This is a genomic window from Amycolatopsis sp. NPDC114504 (genome assembly GCF_055633595.1).
This window is the reverse complement of sequence record NZ_JBVKDU010000007.1, coordinates 281,325-296,283: the sequence shown is the minus strand read 5'-3', so window position 1 is coordinate 296,283 and position 14,959 is coordinate 281,325. Positions and strand designations below refer to the sequence as shown.

Sequence of the window (14,959 nt, the reverse complement as noted above, 5' to 3'; positions counted from 1 at the left end):
TCAGCCCGGCAGCAGCATGGTGTAGAGCTTCTTGATGCGCCCGTCCTCGACGAGGGCGACATCGATCCCCCGCGCGACCGGCGGCGCGCCCTCGGGACCGAAAGCCCAGGCCAGGTGCCCCAAATCGTGGTTGACCAGCACCGGACCGGCCGCGGCGAACACGAAGCCCGGCGACTGCTCCAGCAGCCCTTTGGCCTTGGCGTTCAGCTCGTCGTGCCCGGTCGCGGTGCCTTCGGGATCGGCGAAGACGACGTCGGCCGCGTAGGTCGCGGCGATCGCCTTCGCCCGTCGCTCGTCATCGCGCTCGTTGAAGACCGCCAGCAGATTGGCTTCCATCAGTTCGGCCACCGTCGCCATCGCAACCTCCCGGGTTCGCCGCCATATTACGTGACATGTCACGCAACCGTCAGGGGTGGTCTTCCGGCCGTGGCAGGGTGCCGTTCCCGACGAGCCGGTCGTAGACGCGGTCGAGCAGCGCCGTCCACTGCGCCAGCTCGCCGGGCCCGAGGGCGTCCAGGAACGCCTGGCGCACGAACCCGACGTGGTCCGGCGCGGCCTGCCGCAACGCCTCCCAGCCGGCTTCGGACAGCACCACCTCCGTGGCCCGGCGGTCGTCGGCGGCCGTCCCGGTCTCGACCAGCCCGCGCTCCCGCATCCGCTTCAGGTGGTGCGACAGCCTGCTGCGCTCCCAGCCGATGCGGATCGCGAGGTCGGTGACCCGCATCCGCCCCTCGGACCCGCTCGTCAGCGCCACCAGGACGTGGTAGTCGGCGAGCGAAAGACCGCTGTCGGCCCGCAGCTGCCGGTTCAGCTCGTAGTCCAGGCGCAGGTGCACCTTCATGTAGGCGTACCAAGCGGCCGTTTCGGCCTCCGACAGCAGGGCGAACGGCGATCCCGGCACGAAGTCCCGCGTCACGGCGCGAGCTTAACCACCCAGACTGGTCTAGACCACGACCGCCGAAAATGCGACGATCCGGGCAGGTGCGACGGCGATGTCGCGCCCATCCCGCCAGGAGGTCCCGGTGAAGACATCCCGAGCGCGGCGCTCCGGCCGCGCGTCAGACGAGGAGGGCCCGGTGAAGACTTCCCCCGCGCGCCGCCTCGGCCGCGCACTCGCCGTGCTGGCGCTGATCGGCGCCAGTGCGACCGCCGCCCAGCTGGCGCCCGCCGCGGCGGCCACCCCGGCGCTGCAGTCGATCGTGCCCGTGCCGGCGTCGGTGACCCCGGCGGCCGGGGTCACGTTCCCGCTGGTCTCGACGACGAAGATCCTCACCGAGGCCGGGTCGGCGCCGGCCAAGGACGTCGGCACCTACCTGGCCGGGGTCCTGCGGCCGTCGACCGGCTTCGCGCTGCCGGTGTCCGACGCGCCGGCGACCGTGCCGTCCGACAGCATCGCGCTGCTGCTGAGCGGCGCGCCGGCGTCCGTCGGCACGCAGGGCTACCAGCTCGTGTCGACGGCGTCCTCGGTCACCGTGCGCGCCCAGACGGCCGACGGGCTGTTCGCCGGTGTCCAGACGCTGCGGCAGATGCTGCCGGGCCGGGTGGAAAGCCCGGCTCCGCAGACGGGCCCGTGGAGCATCCCGGGCGCGACGATCGTCGACTACCCGCGGTTCGGCTACCGCGGCGCGATGCTCGACGTGGCGCGGCACTTCCACCCGGTGTCGACGGTCAAGCGGTACATCGACGAGCTCGCCCAGTACAAGATCAACAACCTGCACCTGCACCTGGCCGACGACCAGGGCTGGCGCATCCAGATCGACAGCTGGCCCCGCCTGACGACGTACGGCGGCAGCACCCAGGTCGGCGGCGGCGCGGGCGGCTACTACACGAAGGCGCAGTACACGGACATCGTGAACTACGCGGCTTCGCGCCACATCACGGTGATCCCGGAGATCGACATGCCGGGGCACGTGAACGCGGCGCTGGCCTCGTACGCGGAGCTGAACTGCAACGGCGTGGCCCCGGCGCTGCGGACGGACACGGCGGTCGGCTACAGCTCGCTGTGCATCTCGAAGGACATCACGTACACGTTCATCGCGGACGTCCTGCGCGAGCTGGCGGCCCTGACCCCGGGCCAGTACATCCACATCGGCGGCGACGAGGCCCAGTCGACGTCGGCGGCGGACTACGTGACGTTCGTGAACAAGGTCCTCCCCCTGGTCGCGGCGACGGGCAAGTCGGTGGTGGGCTGGCACGACATCGCGAAGGCCGCGCTGCCGGCGTCCGCGGTCCCGCAGTTCTGGGGGACGACGACGTCGGATTCGGGCGTCTCGACGGCGGTTTCCCGCGGCAGCAAGGTGATCCTGTCGCCGGCGAACAAGGCATACCTGGACATGAAGTACAACAGCTCGACACCCATCGGGTTGTCATGGGCCGGCTACATCGAGGTCCAGGACGCGTACGGCTGGAACCCGGGCGCGTACCTGTCGGGGGTCGGCGAGTCCGCGGTCCGCGGGGTGGAGTCCCCGCTGTGGGCGGAGACGGTGGTGACGCCTTCGGACATCGACTACCTGGCATTCCCCCGCTTGGCCGCGCACGCGGAGCTGGGCTGGTCCCCCTGGTCGACGCACGACTGGACGGCATTCCGGACCCGGTTGGGCGCCCAGGCACCGCGCTGGGTGGCCCAGTCGATCAACTTCTACCGGTCGTCGCAGGTTTCGTGGGACACGGGCGGGACGACTCAGCCGGGGACGTGCACGGACCCGGCTTGGAGCGCTTCGCAGGTGTACACGGGCGGAAACGTGGTGTCGCACAACGGCCACAAGTGGAAAGCGGGCTGGTGGACGCAGGGCGAGGAGCCGGGAACGACAGGCCAGTGGGGAGTGTGGACCGACAACGGCGCCTGTTGAGCAACCCTGGTCGGCCCCGGCGCCCTCACACGAAGGCGTCGGGGTCGTCCAGTTCCAGATCCTGGAGCAGGACCAGGAGGCTGTTGTCGTAGTCCCGGTCTTCTTTCTTCGCCAGATCCTCCAACTCGGACAACTGCGTGCCGAGCCAGCCGCGGGGAACACGGCGTGCGATCAACGCCAGGAGCCACAGGACGTGGACGCGGTACCGATGCCGCTGGTCGATGTCGCTCGGCGCGAAGCCGTGCGCCGCGAACTCCCAAGCCACCTCGAACGCCTGGGTCAAGGCGTCCATGTCGGCGGGACCGGTCGCCGTCAGCCAGAGGGCGATCAGCGCGTGCGCTCCGGACACCGGTCGCGGCCGGCCGCCGACGTGGTGGAAGGTGAACACGGCGGCGCTGAGGTCATCGTGAAACGGATCGAGTGCGTGCAGGACGACTTCGTCGTCGGCCTCGCACTGGAACCGTCCTTGGTTGCGGAGGTAGCCGTAAGTGCCCTCGTACCAGCCCAGACCCTGGTACGGCTCGCCCGGCCGTTTCGGGTGGCCCGGCCAGTACCGGCCGTAGGTCCAATAAGTATCCGGGCTCCAGGTGCCCGCCGAATGGATCGGGACGACGTACGCCGTGCGGCGCTCGCCGCGCCAGTCCCGCTCCACCGTGAACCGGTGGATGAGCCCCTTCCAGCCCTCTCCGGGTAGCTGCGAACGCCACAGCAGCGTCAACCGGCGCCAGGCGTCGATCGGTTCGGCGGCACCGGGAAACAGATCGTCGACACAGAGCCGTCCGCTCACGAGGACGAGCAGGATGGTCAGGTTGACCGAATACGCCGCGTGCCGTTCCGGCTGCGTCGCCGGCCTCGGCCGGTAGCCGGCGAAGGCATCGCTGTGCCGGAGTTCGAGTGCCTGCCGCACCAGGGAAAGGAGCAGCTCCCGCAGCACCGCGCGATCGGCATCGGGGACAGCGGCCAGCCGCTCCCCGATGAACGAGACGGTGGTTTCGCGCATGACCAAGGGGGCGAACGAAAGCAGCGCGTACAGGAAGGAGTCTTCGAGTACTCCGGGGCGGCCCCGGTGGGCCATCGTCCGGGCCGCGGCGGTCAGGTCGCCCAGCTCTTCCGTGACGAGACGGCCGACCAGGTATTCCCCGAAAGTCGCGTGGAGGAACTCGTAGGTGCGCAGCCGCCGGTCGTCCTGGACGGCCTGGGTTTCGTGGATGAAGTAGAAGCGGCCGAACATCAGCTGGGCCGCGGTCAGCGCGGCCCGCAGGTCCGCGGTGGGCCGCTGCGGAGAGGTGAGCAACGCCGCGAGATCGGCGTCCAGCTCCGCCTCGGTGACCCACTGGCGGGTCCGGTTGAACATCGCGAACGCGGCGACCGACAACCGCAGCAGTTCTTGCTCGGTGGCCTGGCGGAACTCCGCGGGTGTCAGGCCACCTCCGGACTTGAGGACTTCCCTCGCGGCGAACCGGGCCAGCAGCTGTTCGTACAGCTCGGCCTGTCCGAGCGCGGCGTCGTGGTGCTGCAACGAGTTGTCGTCGGCGTCGTAGAGCGCCAGCATGAGCAGCATCAGCGGCTGGCCGGCGAGCTCGGCGTGCGGCGCCACCACGGCCGCGGTCAACGGGCACAGACCACTGTCGGTGAAGTAGGTGGCGTTGCCGCGGTTCCACACGTCGAGCCACTGCCCGACCTGGTCGGCGTCGAAGGGCTCCAGCCGCACGGCGATCATCTCGTAGGCGGGACGCGCGCGGTCGGCGACCGCCGTCCGGCTGGTCACGAGCACCACGACCGGCCGGCCGAGGGCCGCTTCCCGACGCTGGAACTCGGCCGCCCGCTCCAGGTAGTCGGACTGGCTCGCGCCTGTGGCCTGGAGCAGTTCGTCGAAGCCGTCGAGGAGGATGACCGGGAGCGCGCCCGCGGCCTCGCGGGTCAACGCGGGCCAGGTGTGGTCCTCGCCGGTCGCGACCCGCACCGCGTCCTCGATGTGGCTCTGCAGGTCGGCTTCGACGCGCACCTCGCGGAGCACGACCCGCACCACGAGGTATTCGGCCGTCGCGAGCCGCGCCGCGAGTATCTGCGTGAGGATCGACTTCCCGGCGCCGGGCTGGCCGAGGACGAGCAGCGGAGCCCGGGTCGCCTGCGGCGCGGTCAGGTGGCCGACAAGGAACGCCGGGAGGTCGTCGCGCACGTCCCGCTGCAACCACCAGCGCTCGGACGCGACCGGATCGGAGGCACCGATTTCGGCGACGCGGAACCGTGGCGTCACGTAGGCGTCTGCCAGCGTGGGGATGTTCAGGCCGGCGGGAACGTCTCTGATCGAGATCATGGGCCGGTCGAGGGCACCGCGGTGGGCGAGCCGCAGCGGGTGCGCGACCGGTGGCGCGCTCGCGAGTCCGGCGAGGGCGCGTTCCAGCCCCGCGAGACCGGCGCCGAGGTCGCGGACCGCCGCACGGGTCGCCTGGTGGTCCCGCAGACCGGCCCAGAACGCGAACTCGGGGAACTCGACGGCCAACCGCCGGTAGTGCGCTTCGTACCGGGTCACCGCCTGGGCGTTCAGCTCGGCGAGCCGGCGCTCGAACCGCCCGCGGCCGGTCTCGTCCAGGAGCTCCCAGCCGGCCAGCCCGGTCAGGAAGTCCCGGGTCCGCGCCGCCAGCTGCCGGTAATAACGGTCCAAGCTCCGGAGCACGTCTTCATACGGCTGGTGCGGCGCGGGGATCGGGATGTCGTCCTCCACCACCGCGGCGAGCAGGCGATCCAACCGCCTGGCCGTGTGCGGGCTGTGGAGCGCCACCCGCAGCTGGTCGGCGCGGTCGAGCCGGAGGTCACGCAGTTCCGGAGGAAGCTTGATCTCCGACAGCACCTCGAAGAAGGACGCGAGCACCGCGACCGCGTGCGCCGCGGTCAGCCGATGAGTGCGATCGGCCCGGCTCAGGCCGCTCAGCCGATCCCGCAGGCCCGAAGCCAGAACGCCGGTCAACCGGGCGAACTCGGCCTTCGGATCGAAGAGGCCGAGCGCGAAGTCCGCGCCCGCGGCTGCCGCGGCCAGGAGCACTCCGCCGGCGAGCTTGTCGAGCGCGGCGACCGTCCGGTTGTCAGCGCCGCCCAGGAGGCGAACAGCGTCGCGAAAACACAGGCCTCGTGCCATCGTCCCCCCTCGGTGTCGAACCAGGAGATCGCCGGTGGGTGCCGCGCCGCAACGCGCCCGCTCGACGGTCACCCGAACGCCGCGCGGGGAATGGTGCCGGGCTGTGCGGACGGTCAGCACCGCACTCCAGCCGGTGAAAGCGGAACACCCGGTCGGCCCGGCGGGTTAGGTTGGGGCATGAGCGTTGATCTGGAGCAGGTTCGCACGCTGTCGCTGCGGGAAAATGGCCTGGCCACCGTTGCCACGACGCGGGGCGATGGCACCGTTCACTCCTCCGTTGTCAACGCCGGTGTCTTCGATGACCCGGTGACCGGTGCCCCGGGCGTCGCCTACGTCGCGGTCGGCAAGGCGCACAAGCTCCTGTTGCTGCGGCGGGCCGGGCATGCCACCGTGACCTTCCGCCGCGGCTGGAACTGGGTCTCCGTCACCGGCGCCACCCACCTCGTCGGGCCGGACGATCCCGACCCCGCCTTCGACCCCGCGGGCCTGCCGAAGCTCCTGCGTGACGTCTTCGTCGCCGCCACCGGTACCCACGACGACTGGGACGAGTACGACCGCGTGATGGCCGACGAGCGGCGGGTCGCGGTGTTCGTGACGGCCGACCGGATCATCGGCAACCCCTGACCCGCCCGGACCCAGGAGCCGACCCGTTGTCCGAGTCCCCCGCCCGTGTCACGACGCCCGTCAAGGTCCTGGTCGGCGTGCTGCTCGTCGCCGACGCCGGCTTCGGCGCCGCACTCGTCTCCGGTCTGGTGCGCGGCCTCTCGCCGTGGCTGGTCGGTGGCGCCTACGCCGCGACCGTGCTCCTCGCCGTCGTGGCCTTCCAGCTCTCGCGCGCTCGCAGGCTCAAGCGCGGCCTCGCCGGCCTGCAGGACCTCACCGTCGGCGACGAAGGCCTCCGCGTGCCCGCGGGCACGCTCAGCACGCGGCTGATCCCGTGGTCGCAGATCGCCGACGTCTCGACGCGCCGTTCGGCCCGCTTCGGCGACGGTTTCCTGCGCGACGCGCTCTGGGTCGACCTGGTCACCGGCGAAGGCGTCGAGAGCTCGGTGCAGCGCTACGCACCCCGCGGCCGCCTCGCCCCCGCGCCGCCCCAGCGACGCCAGTTCGACCAGACGGCGATCCTCGACCCGGCCCTGTTCGACGCGGTGGTCGACCGGCTGCGGAAGGAGCTGCGAAACCGGCAGCTGCACGCCCAGCTGCGCGGCACACCGCGCATCCGCTGACCGCGGTCAGCCCAACCGGCCCAGCAGCTCCCGTGGCACGATCCGCACCGGGAACGGCCGCTCGGCCTCGAGCACCTCGTCGCCCGCGGCCTTGGCCACCTGCTGGTAGCACCCGTCCTCGTCCAGCTCGAACACGGTCAGCGAGGGATCCCCGGGATCGATCACCCAGTAGCTGGGGGTGCCGAGCCGCTCGTAGATCGCCTTCTTGGTGTTGAGGTCGTGGATCGCCGTGCTCGGCGAGAGCACTTCGACCGCGAGAACCGGCGGCACCGGGAGATCCTTCTCGGTGAAGTCTTCGTCCCGGCCGACCAGGACGTCGGGTTGCAGCTCGATCTTGTCACCGTGGTGCACCGCGAACGGCGCCCCGACGACCTCGAACTGGGGCGGGCACGAAGCCTCCAGGACGCCGTGAAGTCGGTAGGCGATCTTCTGGTGTCTCAGGCCGGGCGCCGGGCTCACGACGAGCACCCCGTCGATGAGCTCGTAGCGTCGGCTGTCATACGGGATCCCCTCGAGGTCGCGCACCGTCAAGGGGCCCGAATCGGTGGGATGCTCGCTGTCCGCCATGGCCGTCATGGTGCTCTCCTTTCGCTCTTCGCACCAGAGCGAACCAGACAGCACCGACAGAAACCGCGTCGAACACGGGTTCGGCGCCCACATTCACTCGGAGGCATGGATATGGGCGCCACTGTCACATCAACGTGACACTTACTTCTTGTTCTTTCCCGAGTCCTCAGTGGACAGTGCGGCGACGAAGGCCTCCTGCGGGACCTCGACCCGGCCCACGGTCTTCATCCGCTTCTTGCCTTCCTTCTGCTTCTCCAGCAGCTTGCGCTTACGCGAAATGTCACCGCCGTAGCACTTGGCCAGAACGTCCTTGCGGATCGCGCGAATCGTTTCGCGGGCGATGATCCGGGCGCCGATGGCCGCCTGGATGGGCACCTCGAAGTTCTGGCGCGGGATCAGCTCTCGGAGGCGGTTCACCATGCGGTTGCCGTAGTTGTAGGCGTCGTCCTTGTGCACGATCGCGGAGAACGCGTCCACGCCCTCGCCCTGCAGCAGGATGTCCACCTTGACCAGGTCCGCCGCCTGCGTGCCGGCCTCTTCGTAGTCCAGCGACGCATAACCGCGCGTACGCGACTTCAGCGTGTCGAAGAAGTCGAAGATGATTTCGCCCAGCGGCATGTTGTAGCGCAGCTCGACCCGGTCCTCGGACAGGTAGTCCATGCCGAGCAGCTGGCCGCGCTTGTTCTGGCACAGCTCCATGATCGTGCCGATGAACTCCGACGGCGCCAGGATGCTGACCTTGCTGACCGGCTCCAGCACCTTGTCGATCTTGCTCCCGGTCGGCCAGTCCGACGGGTTGGTGACGTGGATTTCCTTGCCGTCGTCCAGCACCACGTCGTAGACCACGTTGGGCGCGGTGGAAATCAGGTCGAGGCCGAACTCGCGCTCGAGCCGGTCGCGGGTGATCTCCAGGTGCAGCAGGCCGAGGAAGCCGCAGCGGAAGCCGAAACCGAGCGCCACCGACGTCTCCGGCTCGTAGTCGAGCGCGGCGTCGTTCAGCTGGAGCTTGTCCAGGGCCTCGCGCAGCTCGGGGTAGTCGGAACCGTCCACCGGATACAGTCCGGAGTAGACCATCGGCTTCGGTTCGCGGTAGCCCGCCAGCGCTTCCTTGGCGCCGTGGCGTTCGGAGGTCACGGTGTCGCCGACCTTGGACTGCCGGACGTCCTTCACACCGGTGATCAGGTAGCCGACCTCGCCCACGCCGAGGCCCTTGCTCGCCTTCGGCTCCGGCGAGATGATGCCGACTTCCAGGAGCTCGTGGGTCGCGCCGGTGGACATCATCTTGATGCGCTCGCGCGGGGTGATCTTGCCGTCGACAACGCGGATGTAGGTGACGACGCCGCGGTAGGTGTCGTAGACCGAGTCGAAGATCATCGCGCGGGCGGGCGCGTCGGCGTCGCCCTGCGGCGCCGGGACCGACTTCACGACCTCGTCGAGCAGCGCGCCGACGCCCATGCCGGTCTTGGCCGAGACCCGCAGGACGTCGTCGGGCTCGCAGCCGATGATGTGGGCGAGCTCACCCGCGTACTTGTCGGGGTCGGCCGAGGGCAGGTCGATCTTGTTGAGCACCGGGATGATCTGGAGGTTGTTCTCCAGGGCGAGGTAGAGGTTGGCCAGCGTCTGGGCCTCGATCCCCTGCGCGGCGTCGACCAGCAGGACGGCGCCTTCGCACGCCTCCAGCGCCCGGGAGACCTCGTAGGTGAAGTCGACGTGGCCGGGGGTGTCGATCATGTGCAGGACGTGGTCCTGCCCGTCGACCTTCCAGGGCAGCCGGACGTTCTGCGCCTTGATCGTGATCCCGCGCTCGCGCTCGATGTCCATCCGGTCGAGGTACTGCGCGCGCATGGCCCGCTCTTCCACGACGCCGGTGAGCTGCAGCATGCGGTCGGCCAGGGTGGACTTGCCGTGGTCGATGTGCGCGATGATGCAGAAGTTCCGGATGAGCTCCGGAGGCGTGAAGGTGGTGTCGGCGAACTTGTTGAGCGCTGTCACTCGAATGAGTCCTCGGAAAGTCGGGGATGGCCACCTCTATGCTCCCATGCCCCTCCGGGTGCCAGTGGGGGTCATCCCCGATGCGGGTGTTCGTGATCCGTGGTGCCCTCGAAGTATGAGCACATCGCACCAGCCGGCACCCCCTCCCCAGCCGGAGACCAGCGGCTTCGCCCGCGTTCTCGACCGTGCGTTCGGTCACCCTTCCGGTCCGCTCGGCCGCCTCGGCGGCTGGGTGATGGCGCGGGGCAACGCCGCGACCGAGCAGCGCATCGTCGACCTGGCCCGGATCGAGCCCGACGAGACCGTCCTGGTCGTCGGACCCGGCCCCGGCGTCGGCCTGGACGCCGCCGCGCGGCTGGCCGGGCGCGCCCTCGGCGTCGACCCCTCCCCCGAGATGCTCGGGCTCTGCCACGAGCGCTGTGGCGACCGCGCTGAGCTCCGGGAAGGGTCGGCGGCGCACACCGGCGAGCCCGACGGGTCCGTGGACGTCGTGTTGACCGTCAACAACGTCATGCTCTGGGACGACCGCGCGGCCGGGTTCGCCGAGCTGTTCCGGGTGTTGCGCCCCGGCGGGCGGCTGCTGCTGTCCGCGCACGAGAAGTGGCTGCCCGTGAGCAGGCACGTCCTGGCCGACGAAGCCGCCGGAGCGGGCTTCGCCGACCTGCAGACGTGGACCTGGGACCCGCCCGGCTTCGCCGCGCTGGCCGCGCAGCTGCGCGCCGTCAAGCCCGCCTAGCGGGTGTCCACGCGGATCGGGTGGCCCTCGGGCACCTCGACCAGCACGATGCGCGTGCCGTCCGGGTCGGCGATCCAGGCCTCGTCGAGGCCCCAGGGCTCGCGCTGGGCGTCGCGCACCGGCTCGAGGCCCTTCCCCTTCAGGTCGGCCATCGTGGCGGCGAGGTCCCGGACCTGCAGCCAGAGCACCAGATCGGGCGACGGGCCCGTCTCGCCCCGGCCGGAGACCTCCAGGGAGCCGTGGCCGAGGAAGAACACCGTGCCGCCGGGGAACTCGCGCTCCACGGCCAGGCCGAGGGTGTCGCGGTAGAACGCCGTCGTCGCGCCGGCGTCGCGCGAGCGGACGATCAGCCTGCTCTTCAGGACTTCCATCCGACCATCCCTACCGGACGCGCTCAGGCGGCCGCAATCGCGGCGATGCCCGACAGCACGATCACCGACCCGGCGAGCCGCCGCACGGCGTCGCGTTCGCCCAGCACCAGCCACGCGGCGAGGCCGCCGAGCACGATGCTCAGCTCGCGGGCGGGCGCGACCAGGCTGACCGGCGCCATCGTGAGGGCGAACAGCACGAGGATGTACGCGACCGGCGAAAGCACCGCGACGACCAGCACCTCGCGGCGCTGCTCGCGCCAGATCCGCGTCACCTCGGCGCGGCCGGCCAGTGCGCCGGGCACGAGCAGCACGCTCTGCAGGATCGAGCCGAGGCCGAAGTAGACGACCGGCGGCACGCCGAGACCGGTCACCGAGTGCGCGTCCCAGAGGGTGTAGCCGGCGATGACGGCGCCGGTCAGCAGGCCGTAGAGGATGCCGGCCTTGACCGCGTGCGGGTCGCCGCCCTTGCGGCCGGTGCTGATCACCAGCACCCCGGCGACGACCAGGAAGGCGCCGAGCAGGCCGAGCCAGCCGGGCCGTTCGCCGAGCACGAGGACGGCGGCCAGCACCGACAACAGCGGCCCGGTGCCCCGCGCGACCGGGTAGACGACGGAGAGGTCACCCACGCGGTACCCGTGCTGCAGCACGATGCCGTAGGCGATGTGCAGCACCGACGTGACCACGGCGGCCACCAGCCAGCTCCACTGTGGACGTTGCGGTTCGACGACCAGCAGCACGACCGTCACCGGCAGGAGGATGACCGCGGAAGCGGTGTAGTAGAGCCAGACGAACTGGGTGCCGCCGGAGGAGATCCGCTTGGCGGCCAGGTTCCACGCGGCGTGCACGACCGCGGCGACGAGGACGAAGGACAGGGCAGTGGTGTTCATGGGACCCTTCGGGTTTTCGCGCGCGCGAAAACCGGGTCCTCCAGGCTTTTGCCCCGTCAGATGAACGACCGGCCGTCCGGGCCCGCCGACGGTGCCGCTCGGACCAGACCCGCCGGTCCTGGTTGTGTACCGCGAGATGCCTGCGGACCGGCGACGGAACCCTAGGCACTACCGTCGCCCACCGTACTCCCGGTGCCGGACGTCCGCGGCCCGGCTGTTAAAGTTGCTGCTCGCTGCCCGTGCGGCATTCCGTCATGGAGGAAGCCCGCTCTCCGAGCGGGGCCAATTCAGCGCGGCGGCGAATCTCACCGAGTGAAAGAGGAGTTGCCCCTATGGCCAACATCAAGTCGCAGATCAAGCGCATCACGACGAACGAGAAGGCGCGTCTGCGCAACCAGGCGATCCGGTCCTCGGTGAAGACCGCGATCCGCAAGGTCCGCGAAGCCGCCGAGGCCGGCGACAAGGCCAAGGCCGTCGAGCTGCAGCGCGACGCCGCCCAGAAGCTGGACAAGGCCGTCTCGAAGGGCGTTCTCCACGCCAACCAGGCCGCCAACAAGAAGTCGGCGCTGGCGAAGCGCGTCAACGCGCTCTGAGCTGGTTGATTTCCGGCTGTTCGATTTCCCAGAAAGCCCCGGCTTCGGCCGGGGCTTTCTGCATGTCCGGGATCAGCGCTCGCCCTTGGCGGCCGCCACCTGGAGGACCGCGCGCTCCAGCGCGTAGCCCGGGTCGGCCGCCACGCCCTTGACCTCGGCGTTCAGCCTCGCCACCACGCGCATCGCCGTCGCCAGGCCGTCCTGGTTCCAGCCGCGGACCTGGCCCTGCGCCTTGCGGATCTTCCACGGCGGCATGCCCAGCTCGCCCGCCAGCTGGTTCGGGTTGCCCCGGCCCGCGCCGGAGACCCGGGCGATCGTGCGGACCGCGTCGGCCAGTGCGTCCGCGACCAGGACGTGCGGGACGCCCAGCTGCATCGCCCAGCGCAGCGACTCCAGTGCCGCCGAGCGATCGCCGCTCACGGCCTTCTCCGCGACCGCGAACCCGGTCACGTCCGCGCGCCCGCGGTGGTAGCGGCGGACCGCTTCGGCGTCGACGGACCCACCGGCGTCCGCCACCAGCTGCGTCGCCGCCGAGGAGAGTTCCCGCAGGTCGGAGCCGACGGCGTCGATCAGCGCGGCGACTCCCGCCGGGTCGATCTTGCCGCCCGCGCGGCGCACCTCGTGGCGCACGAACTGCTCGCGCTCGGCCGGCTTGGTCATCTTCGGGCACTCCGTGACCTCGGCGCCGGCCTTCTTCAGCACCGCCGGGAGCGTCTTGCCCGCCTTGCTGCGCCCACCGCCGGTGTGCACGACGACCAGCACGACGCCGTCCGCCGGGTCCTTCAGGTAGGACGCCACGGCGTCGGCCAGCTCCTGCGAGATGTCCTGCCCCGACTCCAGGACGATCACGCGGCCCTCGCTGAACAGCGACGGGCTGACGAGTTCGGCCAGCTCGGGGGCTGTGAGATCGGACACCCGGACCCGGGTCAGCTCGGCCGTGGCGTCGAGCGCGCGGGCCGCGGCGAGCGTCTCGCGGACGGCGCGCTCGATCAGCAGTTCTTCCTCACCCAGGACCAGGTGCAGCGGGGCCGGGGCGGTGGCTTGGGCGGTCACGGGAGGATCCTCTCACTTGCGGTGTCGTGCGCCCGCTCCGGTGATGTCGAGCGGCCGGCATGGCACGGCCCGAGCGCCATGTCGTACGGTGTCCTCGAGGCGGCGCGCAGTTTGGCGCGCACCGACAACCGAATACCGCTCATCCAGAGGGGCAGAGGGAACGGCCCGACGAAGCCCCGGCAACCGGCGTACAGCCCGTCATCCCGCATTCGCGGGGTAGCTGACGACCACGGTGCCAATTCCGGCCCGCTTCGGCGGGGCAGATGAGGAAGGAACCTCGCGATGACCGCCACCCTCGGAACGACCTCCACCACGAAGACCCCGGATCTCGGTCCCGCCGTCGAGCTGGTGTCGAAGGAAGAGGGCCACCGGCAGCCGCTCGCGCCGGAGTTCGTCTCTGCCGAGGACTTCTCGCCGCTCGAGGTCGCCTACGACTTCGGCCGCGTCCGCCGCGAAGACATCGAGGCCGGCCCCAAGAACATCTGGCGCTACAAGAAGCTCCTCCCGGTTCCGTCGAACATCGAAGAGATCCCGAACACCGAGCCCGGCGCGACCCGGCTGATCCGCGCCGACCGCCTGGCCAAGGAGCTCGGCCTCAAGCGCCTGTGGGTCAAGGACGACACCGGCAACCCGACGCACTCGTTCAAGGACCGCGTCGTCGCCGTCGCGCTGGCCGCGGCCCGCGAGTTCGGCTTCGAGGTGCTCGCCTGTCCGTCGACCGGCAACCTGGCCAACGCGACGGCCGCCGCCGCGGCCCGCGCCGGCTGGCGGTCGGTCGTGCTGATCCCGAAGACCCTCGAGCGCGCCAAGATCCTCACCACCGCGGTCTACGACGGCGACCTGATCGCCGTCGACGGCAACTACGACGACGTCAACCGCCTCGCCACCGAGCTCGCCGGCGAGCACCCGAAGTGGGCGTTCGTGAACGTGAACGTCCGGCCGTACTACTCGGAAGGCTCGAAGACGCTGGCCTTCGAGGTCGCCGAGCAGCTGGGCTGGCGCATCCCGCCGCAGATCGTCGTGCCGATCGCCTCCGGTTCGCAGCTGACCAAGGTGGACAAGGGTTTCCGCGAGCTGGGCCAGCTCGGTCTCGTGGACGCCAGCCCGTACAAGGTGTTCGGCGCGCAGGCGACCGGCTGCTCGCCGGTGTCGGCCGCCTTCCGCGCCGGCCAGGACGTGGTCCAGCCGGTGAAGCCGGACACGATCGCCAAGTCGCTGGCGATCGGCAACCCGGCCGACGGCCCCTACGTGCTCGACATCGTCAACCGCACCGGCGGTGCGATCGAGGACGTCACCGACGAAGAGGTCGTCGAAGGCATCCGGCTGCTGGCCCGCACCGAAGGCATCTTCACCGAGACCGCGGGCGGCGTCACCGTCGCGACGGCGAAGAAGCTGATCGAGACGGGCAAGCTGGACCCGGACGCCGAGACGGTCCTCCTGATCACCGGCGACGGCCTCAAGACCCTCGACGCGGTCGAGAACCACATCGGCCCGAAGGCGACCGTGGCGGCTTCCGTCAAGGCCGTGAACGAGGCGCTCGGCTACTGAC

The 14,959-nt window shown here is 70.5% G+C and carries 14 protein-coding genes and 1 riboswitch; of the genes, 6 read left to right on the top strand and 8 right to left on the bottom strand.

The window, feature by feature from the left end:
* Both ACZ7PG_RS48130 and ACZ7PG_RS48125 read right to left on the bottom strand, forming a co-directional pair.
* On the bottom strand, positions 1-357 hold the full coding sequence (locus ACZ7PG_RS48130) for a nuclear transport factor 2 family protein (RefSeq protein ID WP_470245945.1): 357 nt from the start codon (positions 355-357) through the stop codon (positions 1-3).
* Positions 358-406: 49 nt separating this feature from the next.
* On the bottom strand, positions 407-916 hold the full coding sequence (locus ACZ7PG_RS48125) for a MarR family winged helix-turn-helix transcriptional regulator (RefSeq protein WP_470245944.1): 510 nt from the start codon (positions 914-916) through the stop codon (positions 407-409).
* A gap of 160 nt (positions 917-1,076) precedes the next feature.
* On the opposite strand from ACZ7PG_RS48125, the gene ACZ7PG_RS48120 reads away from it, so the two are divergent.
* Complete coding sequence (locus ACZ7PG_RS48120; RefSeq protein ID WP_470245943.1) at positions 1,077-2,849, top strand: family 20 glycosylhydrolase; 1,773 nt, start codon at positions 1,077-1,079, stop codon at positions 2,847-2,849.
* Between the two features lie 25 nt (positions 2,850-2,874).
* Here ACZ7PG_RS48120 and ACZ7PG_RS48115 read toward each other — a convergent pair whose 3' ends face one another.
* On the bottom strand, positions 2,875-5,985 hold the full coding sequence (locus ACZ7PG_RS48115; protein ID WP_470245942.1) for an NACHT domain-containing protein: 3,111 nt from the start codon (positions 5,983-5,985) through the stop codon (positions 2,875-2,877).
* Between the two features lie 177 nt (positions 5,986-6,162).
* Here ACZ7PG_RS48115 and ACZ7PG_RS48110 point away from each other — a divergent pair, with 177 nt between their 5' ends.
* Together ACZ7PG_RS48110 and ACZ7PG_RS48105 are read left to right on the top strand one after the other, a co-directional pair.
* Positions 6,163-6,609, top strand: a complete 447-nt coding sequence (locus ACZ7PG_RS48110) for a pyridoxamine 5'-phosphate oxidase family protein (RefSeq protein WP_470245941.1) — start codon at positions 6,163-6,165, stop codon at positions 6,607-6,609.
* A 26-nt stretch (positions 6,610-6,635) separates the two neighbouring features.
* Positions 6,636-7,211, top strand: a complete 576-nt coding sequence (locus ACZ7PG_RS48105; RefSeq protein WP_470245940.1) for a PH domain-containing protein — start codon at positions 6,636-6,638, stop codon at positions 7,209-7,211.
* Positions 7,212-7,217: 6 nt separating this feature from the next.
* On the opposite strand, the gene ACZ7PG_RS48100 is transcribed toward ACZ7PG_RS48105, so the two are convergent.
* Positions 7,218-7,787 (bottom strand): Uma2 family endonuclease, encoded by a 570-nt coding sequence (locus ACZ7PG_RS48100; RefSeq protein WP_470245939.1) that lies wholly within the window; start codon positions 7,785-7,787, stop codon positions 7,218-7,220.
* 132 nt (positions 7,788-7,919) lie between these two features.
* Positions 7,920-9,770 (bottom strand): translation elongation factor 4, encoded by a 1,851-nt coding sequence (gene lepA / locus ACZ7PG_RS48095; protein ID WP_470245938.1) that lies wholly within the window; start codon positions 9,768-9,770, stop codon positions 7,920-7,922.
* Between the two features lie 115 nt (positions 9,771-9,885).
* Here lepA and ACZ7PG_RS48090 point away from each other — a divergent pair, with 115 nt between their 5' ends.
* Positions 9,886-10,506 carry a class I SAM-dependent methyltransferase gene (locus ACZ7PG_RS48090; protein WP_470245937.1) on the top strand — a complete coding sequence of 207 codons (621 nt, stop codon included), beginning with the start codon at positions 9,886-9,888 and terminating at the stop codon, positions 10,504-10,506.
* On the opposite strand, the gene ACZ7PG_RS48085 is transcribed toward ACZ7PG_RS48090, so the two are convergent.
* A complete protein-coding gene (locus ACZ7PG_RS48085; RefSeq protein WP_470245936.1) occupies positions 10,503-10,877 on the bottom strand; it encodes a VOC family protein in 375 nt (124 codons plus the stop codon). The genes ACZ7PG_RS48090 and ACZ7PG_RS48085 overlap by 4 nt on opposite strands.
* A 23-nt stretch (positions 10,878-10,900) precedes the next feature.
* Positions 10,901-11,764 (bottom strand): DMT family transporter, encoded by an 864-nt coding sequence (locus ACZ7PG_RS48080; RefSeq protein ID WP_470245935.1) that lies wholly within the window; start codon positions 11,762-11,764, stop codon positions 10,901-10,903.
* A 332-nt stretch (positions 11,765-12,096) separates the two neighbouring features.
* Here ACZ7PG_RS48080 and rpsT point away from each other — a divergent pair, with 332 nt between their 5' ends.
* The gene (rpsT, locus tag ACZ7PG_RS48075) at positions 12,097-12,357 is read left to right on the top strand and encodes a 30S ribosomal protein S20 (protein WP_360672178.1); all 261 of its coding nucleotides are present in this window, start codon (positions 12,097-12,099) and stop codon (positions 12,355-12,357) included.
* Between the two features lie 72 nt (positions 12,358-12,429).
* Here rpsT and holA read toward each other — a convergent pair whose 3' ends face one another.
* On the bottom strand, positions 12,430-13,410 hold the full coding sequence (gene holA, locus ACZ7PG_RS48070) for a DNA polymerase III subunit delta (protein WP_470245934.1): 981 nt from the start codon (positions 13,408-13,410) through the stop codon (positions 12,430-12,432).
* Positions 13,411-13,546: 136 nt separating this feature from the next.
* Positions 13,547-13,680, top strand: a riboswitch (SAM riboswitch).
* Positions 13,681-13,692: 12 nt separating this feature from the next.
* Between holA and thrC the strand changes: the two genes are divergently transcribed.
* Positions 13,693-14,958, top strand: a complete 1,266-nt coding sequence (thrC, locus tag ACZ7PG_RS48065; RefSeq protein ID WP_470245933.1) for a threonine synthase — start codon at positions 13,693-13,695, stop codon at positions 14,956-14,958.
* The last annotated feature ends 1 nt before the right edge of the window (position 14,959 follow it).

Excerpts from the sequence above, each read along its gene's own strand:
- ACZ7PG_RS48085 (WP_470245936.1), bottom strand. The coding sequence starts at position 10,877 with ATGGAAGTCCTGAAGAGCAGGCTGATCGTCCGCTCGCGCGACGCCGGC.
- ACZ7PG_RS48115 (WP_470245942.1), bottom strand. The coding sequence starts at position 5,985 with ATGGCACGAGGCCTGTGTTTTCGCGACGCTGTTCGCCTCCTGGGCGGC.
- ACZ7PG_RS48130 (WP_470245945.1), bottom strand. The coding sequence starts at position 357 with ATGGCGACGGTGGCCGAACTGATGGAAGCCAATCTGCTGGCGGTCTTC.
- ACZ7PG_RS48080 (WP_470245935.1), bottom strand. The coding sequence starts at position 11,764 with ATGAACACCACTGCCCTGTCCTTCGTCCTCGTCGCCGCGGTCGTGCAC.
- rpsT (WP_360672178.1), top strand. The coding sequence starts at position 12,097 with ATGGCCAACATCAAGTCGCAGATCAAGCGCATCACGACGAACGAGAAG.
- ACZ7PG_RS48110 (WP_470245941.1), top strand. The coding sequence starts at position 6,163 with ATGAGCGTTGATCTGGAGCAGGTTCGCACGCTGTCGCTGCGGGAAAAT.
- ACZ7PG_RS48100 (WP_470245939.1), bottom strand. The coding sequence starts at position 7,787 with ATGACGGCCATGGCGGACAGCGAGCATCCCACCGATTCGGGCCCCTTG.
- thrC (WP_470245933.1), top strand. The coding sequence starts at position 13,693 with ATGACCGCCACCCTCGGAACGACCTCCACCACGAAGACCCCGGATCTC.
- ACZ7PG_RS48090 (WP_470245937.1), top strand. The coding sequence starts at position 9,886 with ATGAGCACATCGCACCAGCCGGCACCCCCTCCCCAGCCGGAGACCAGC.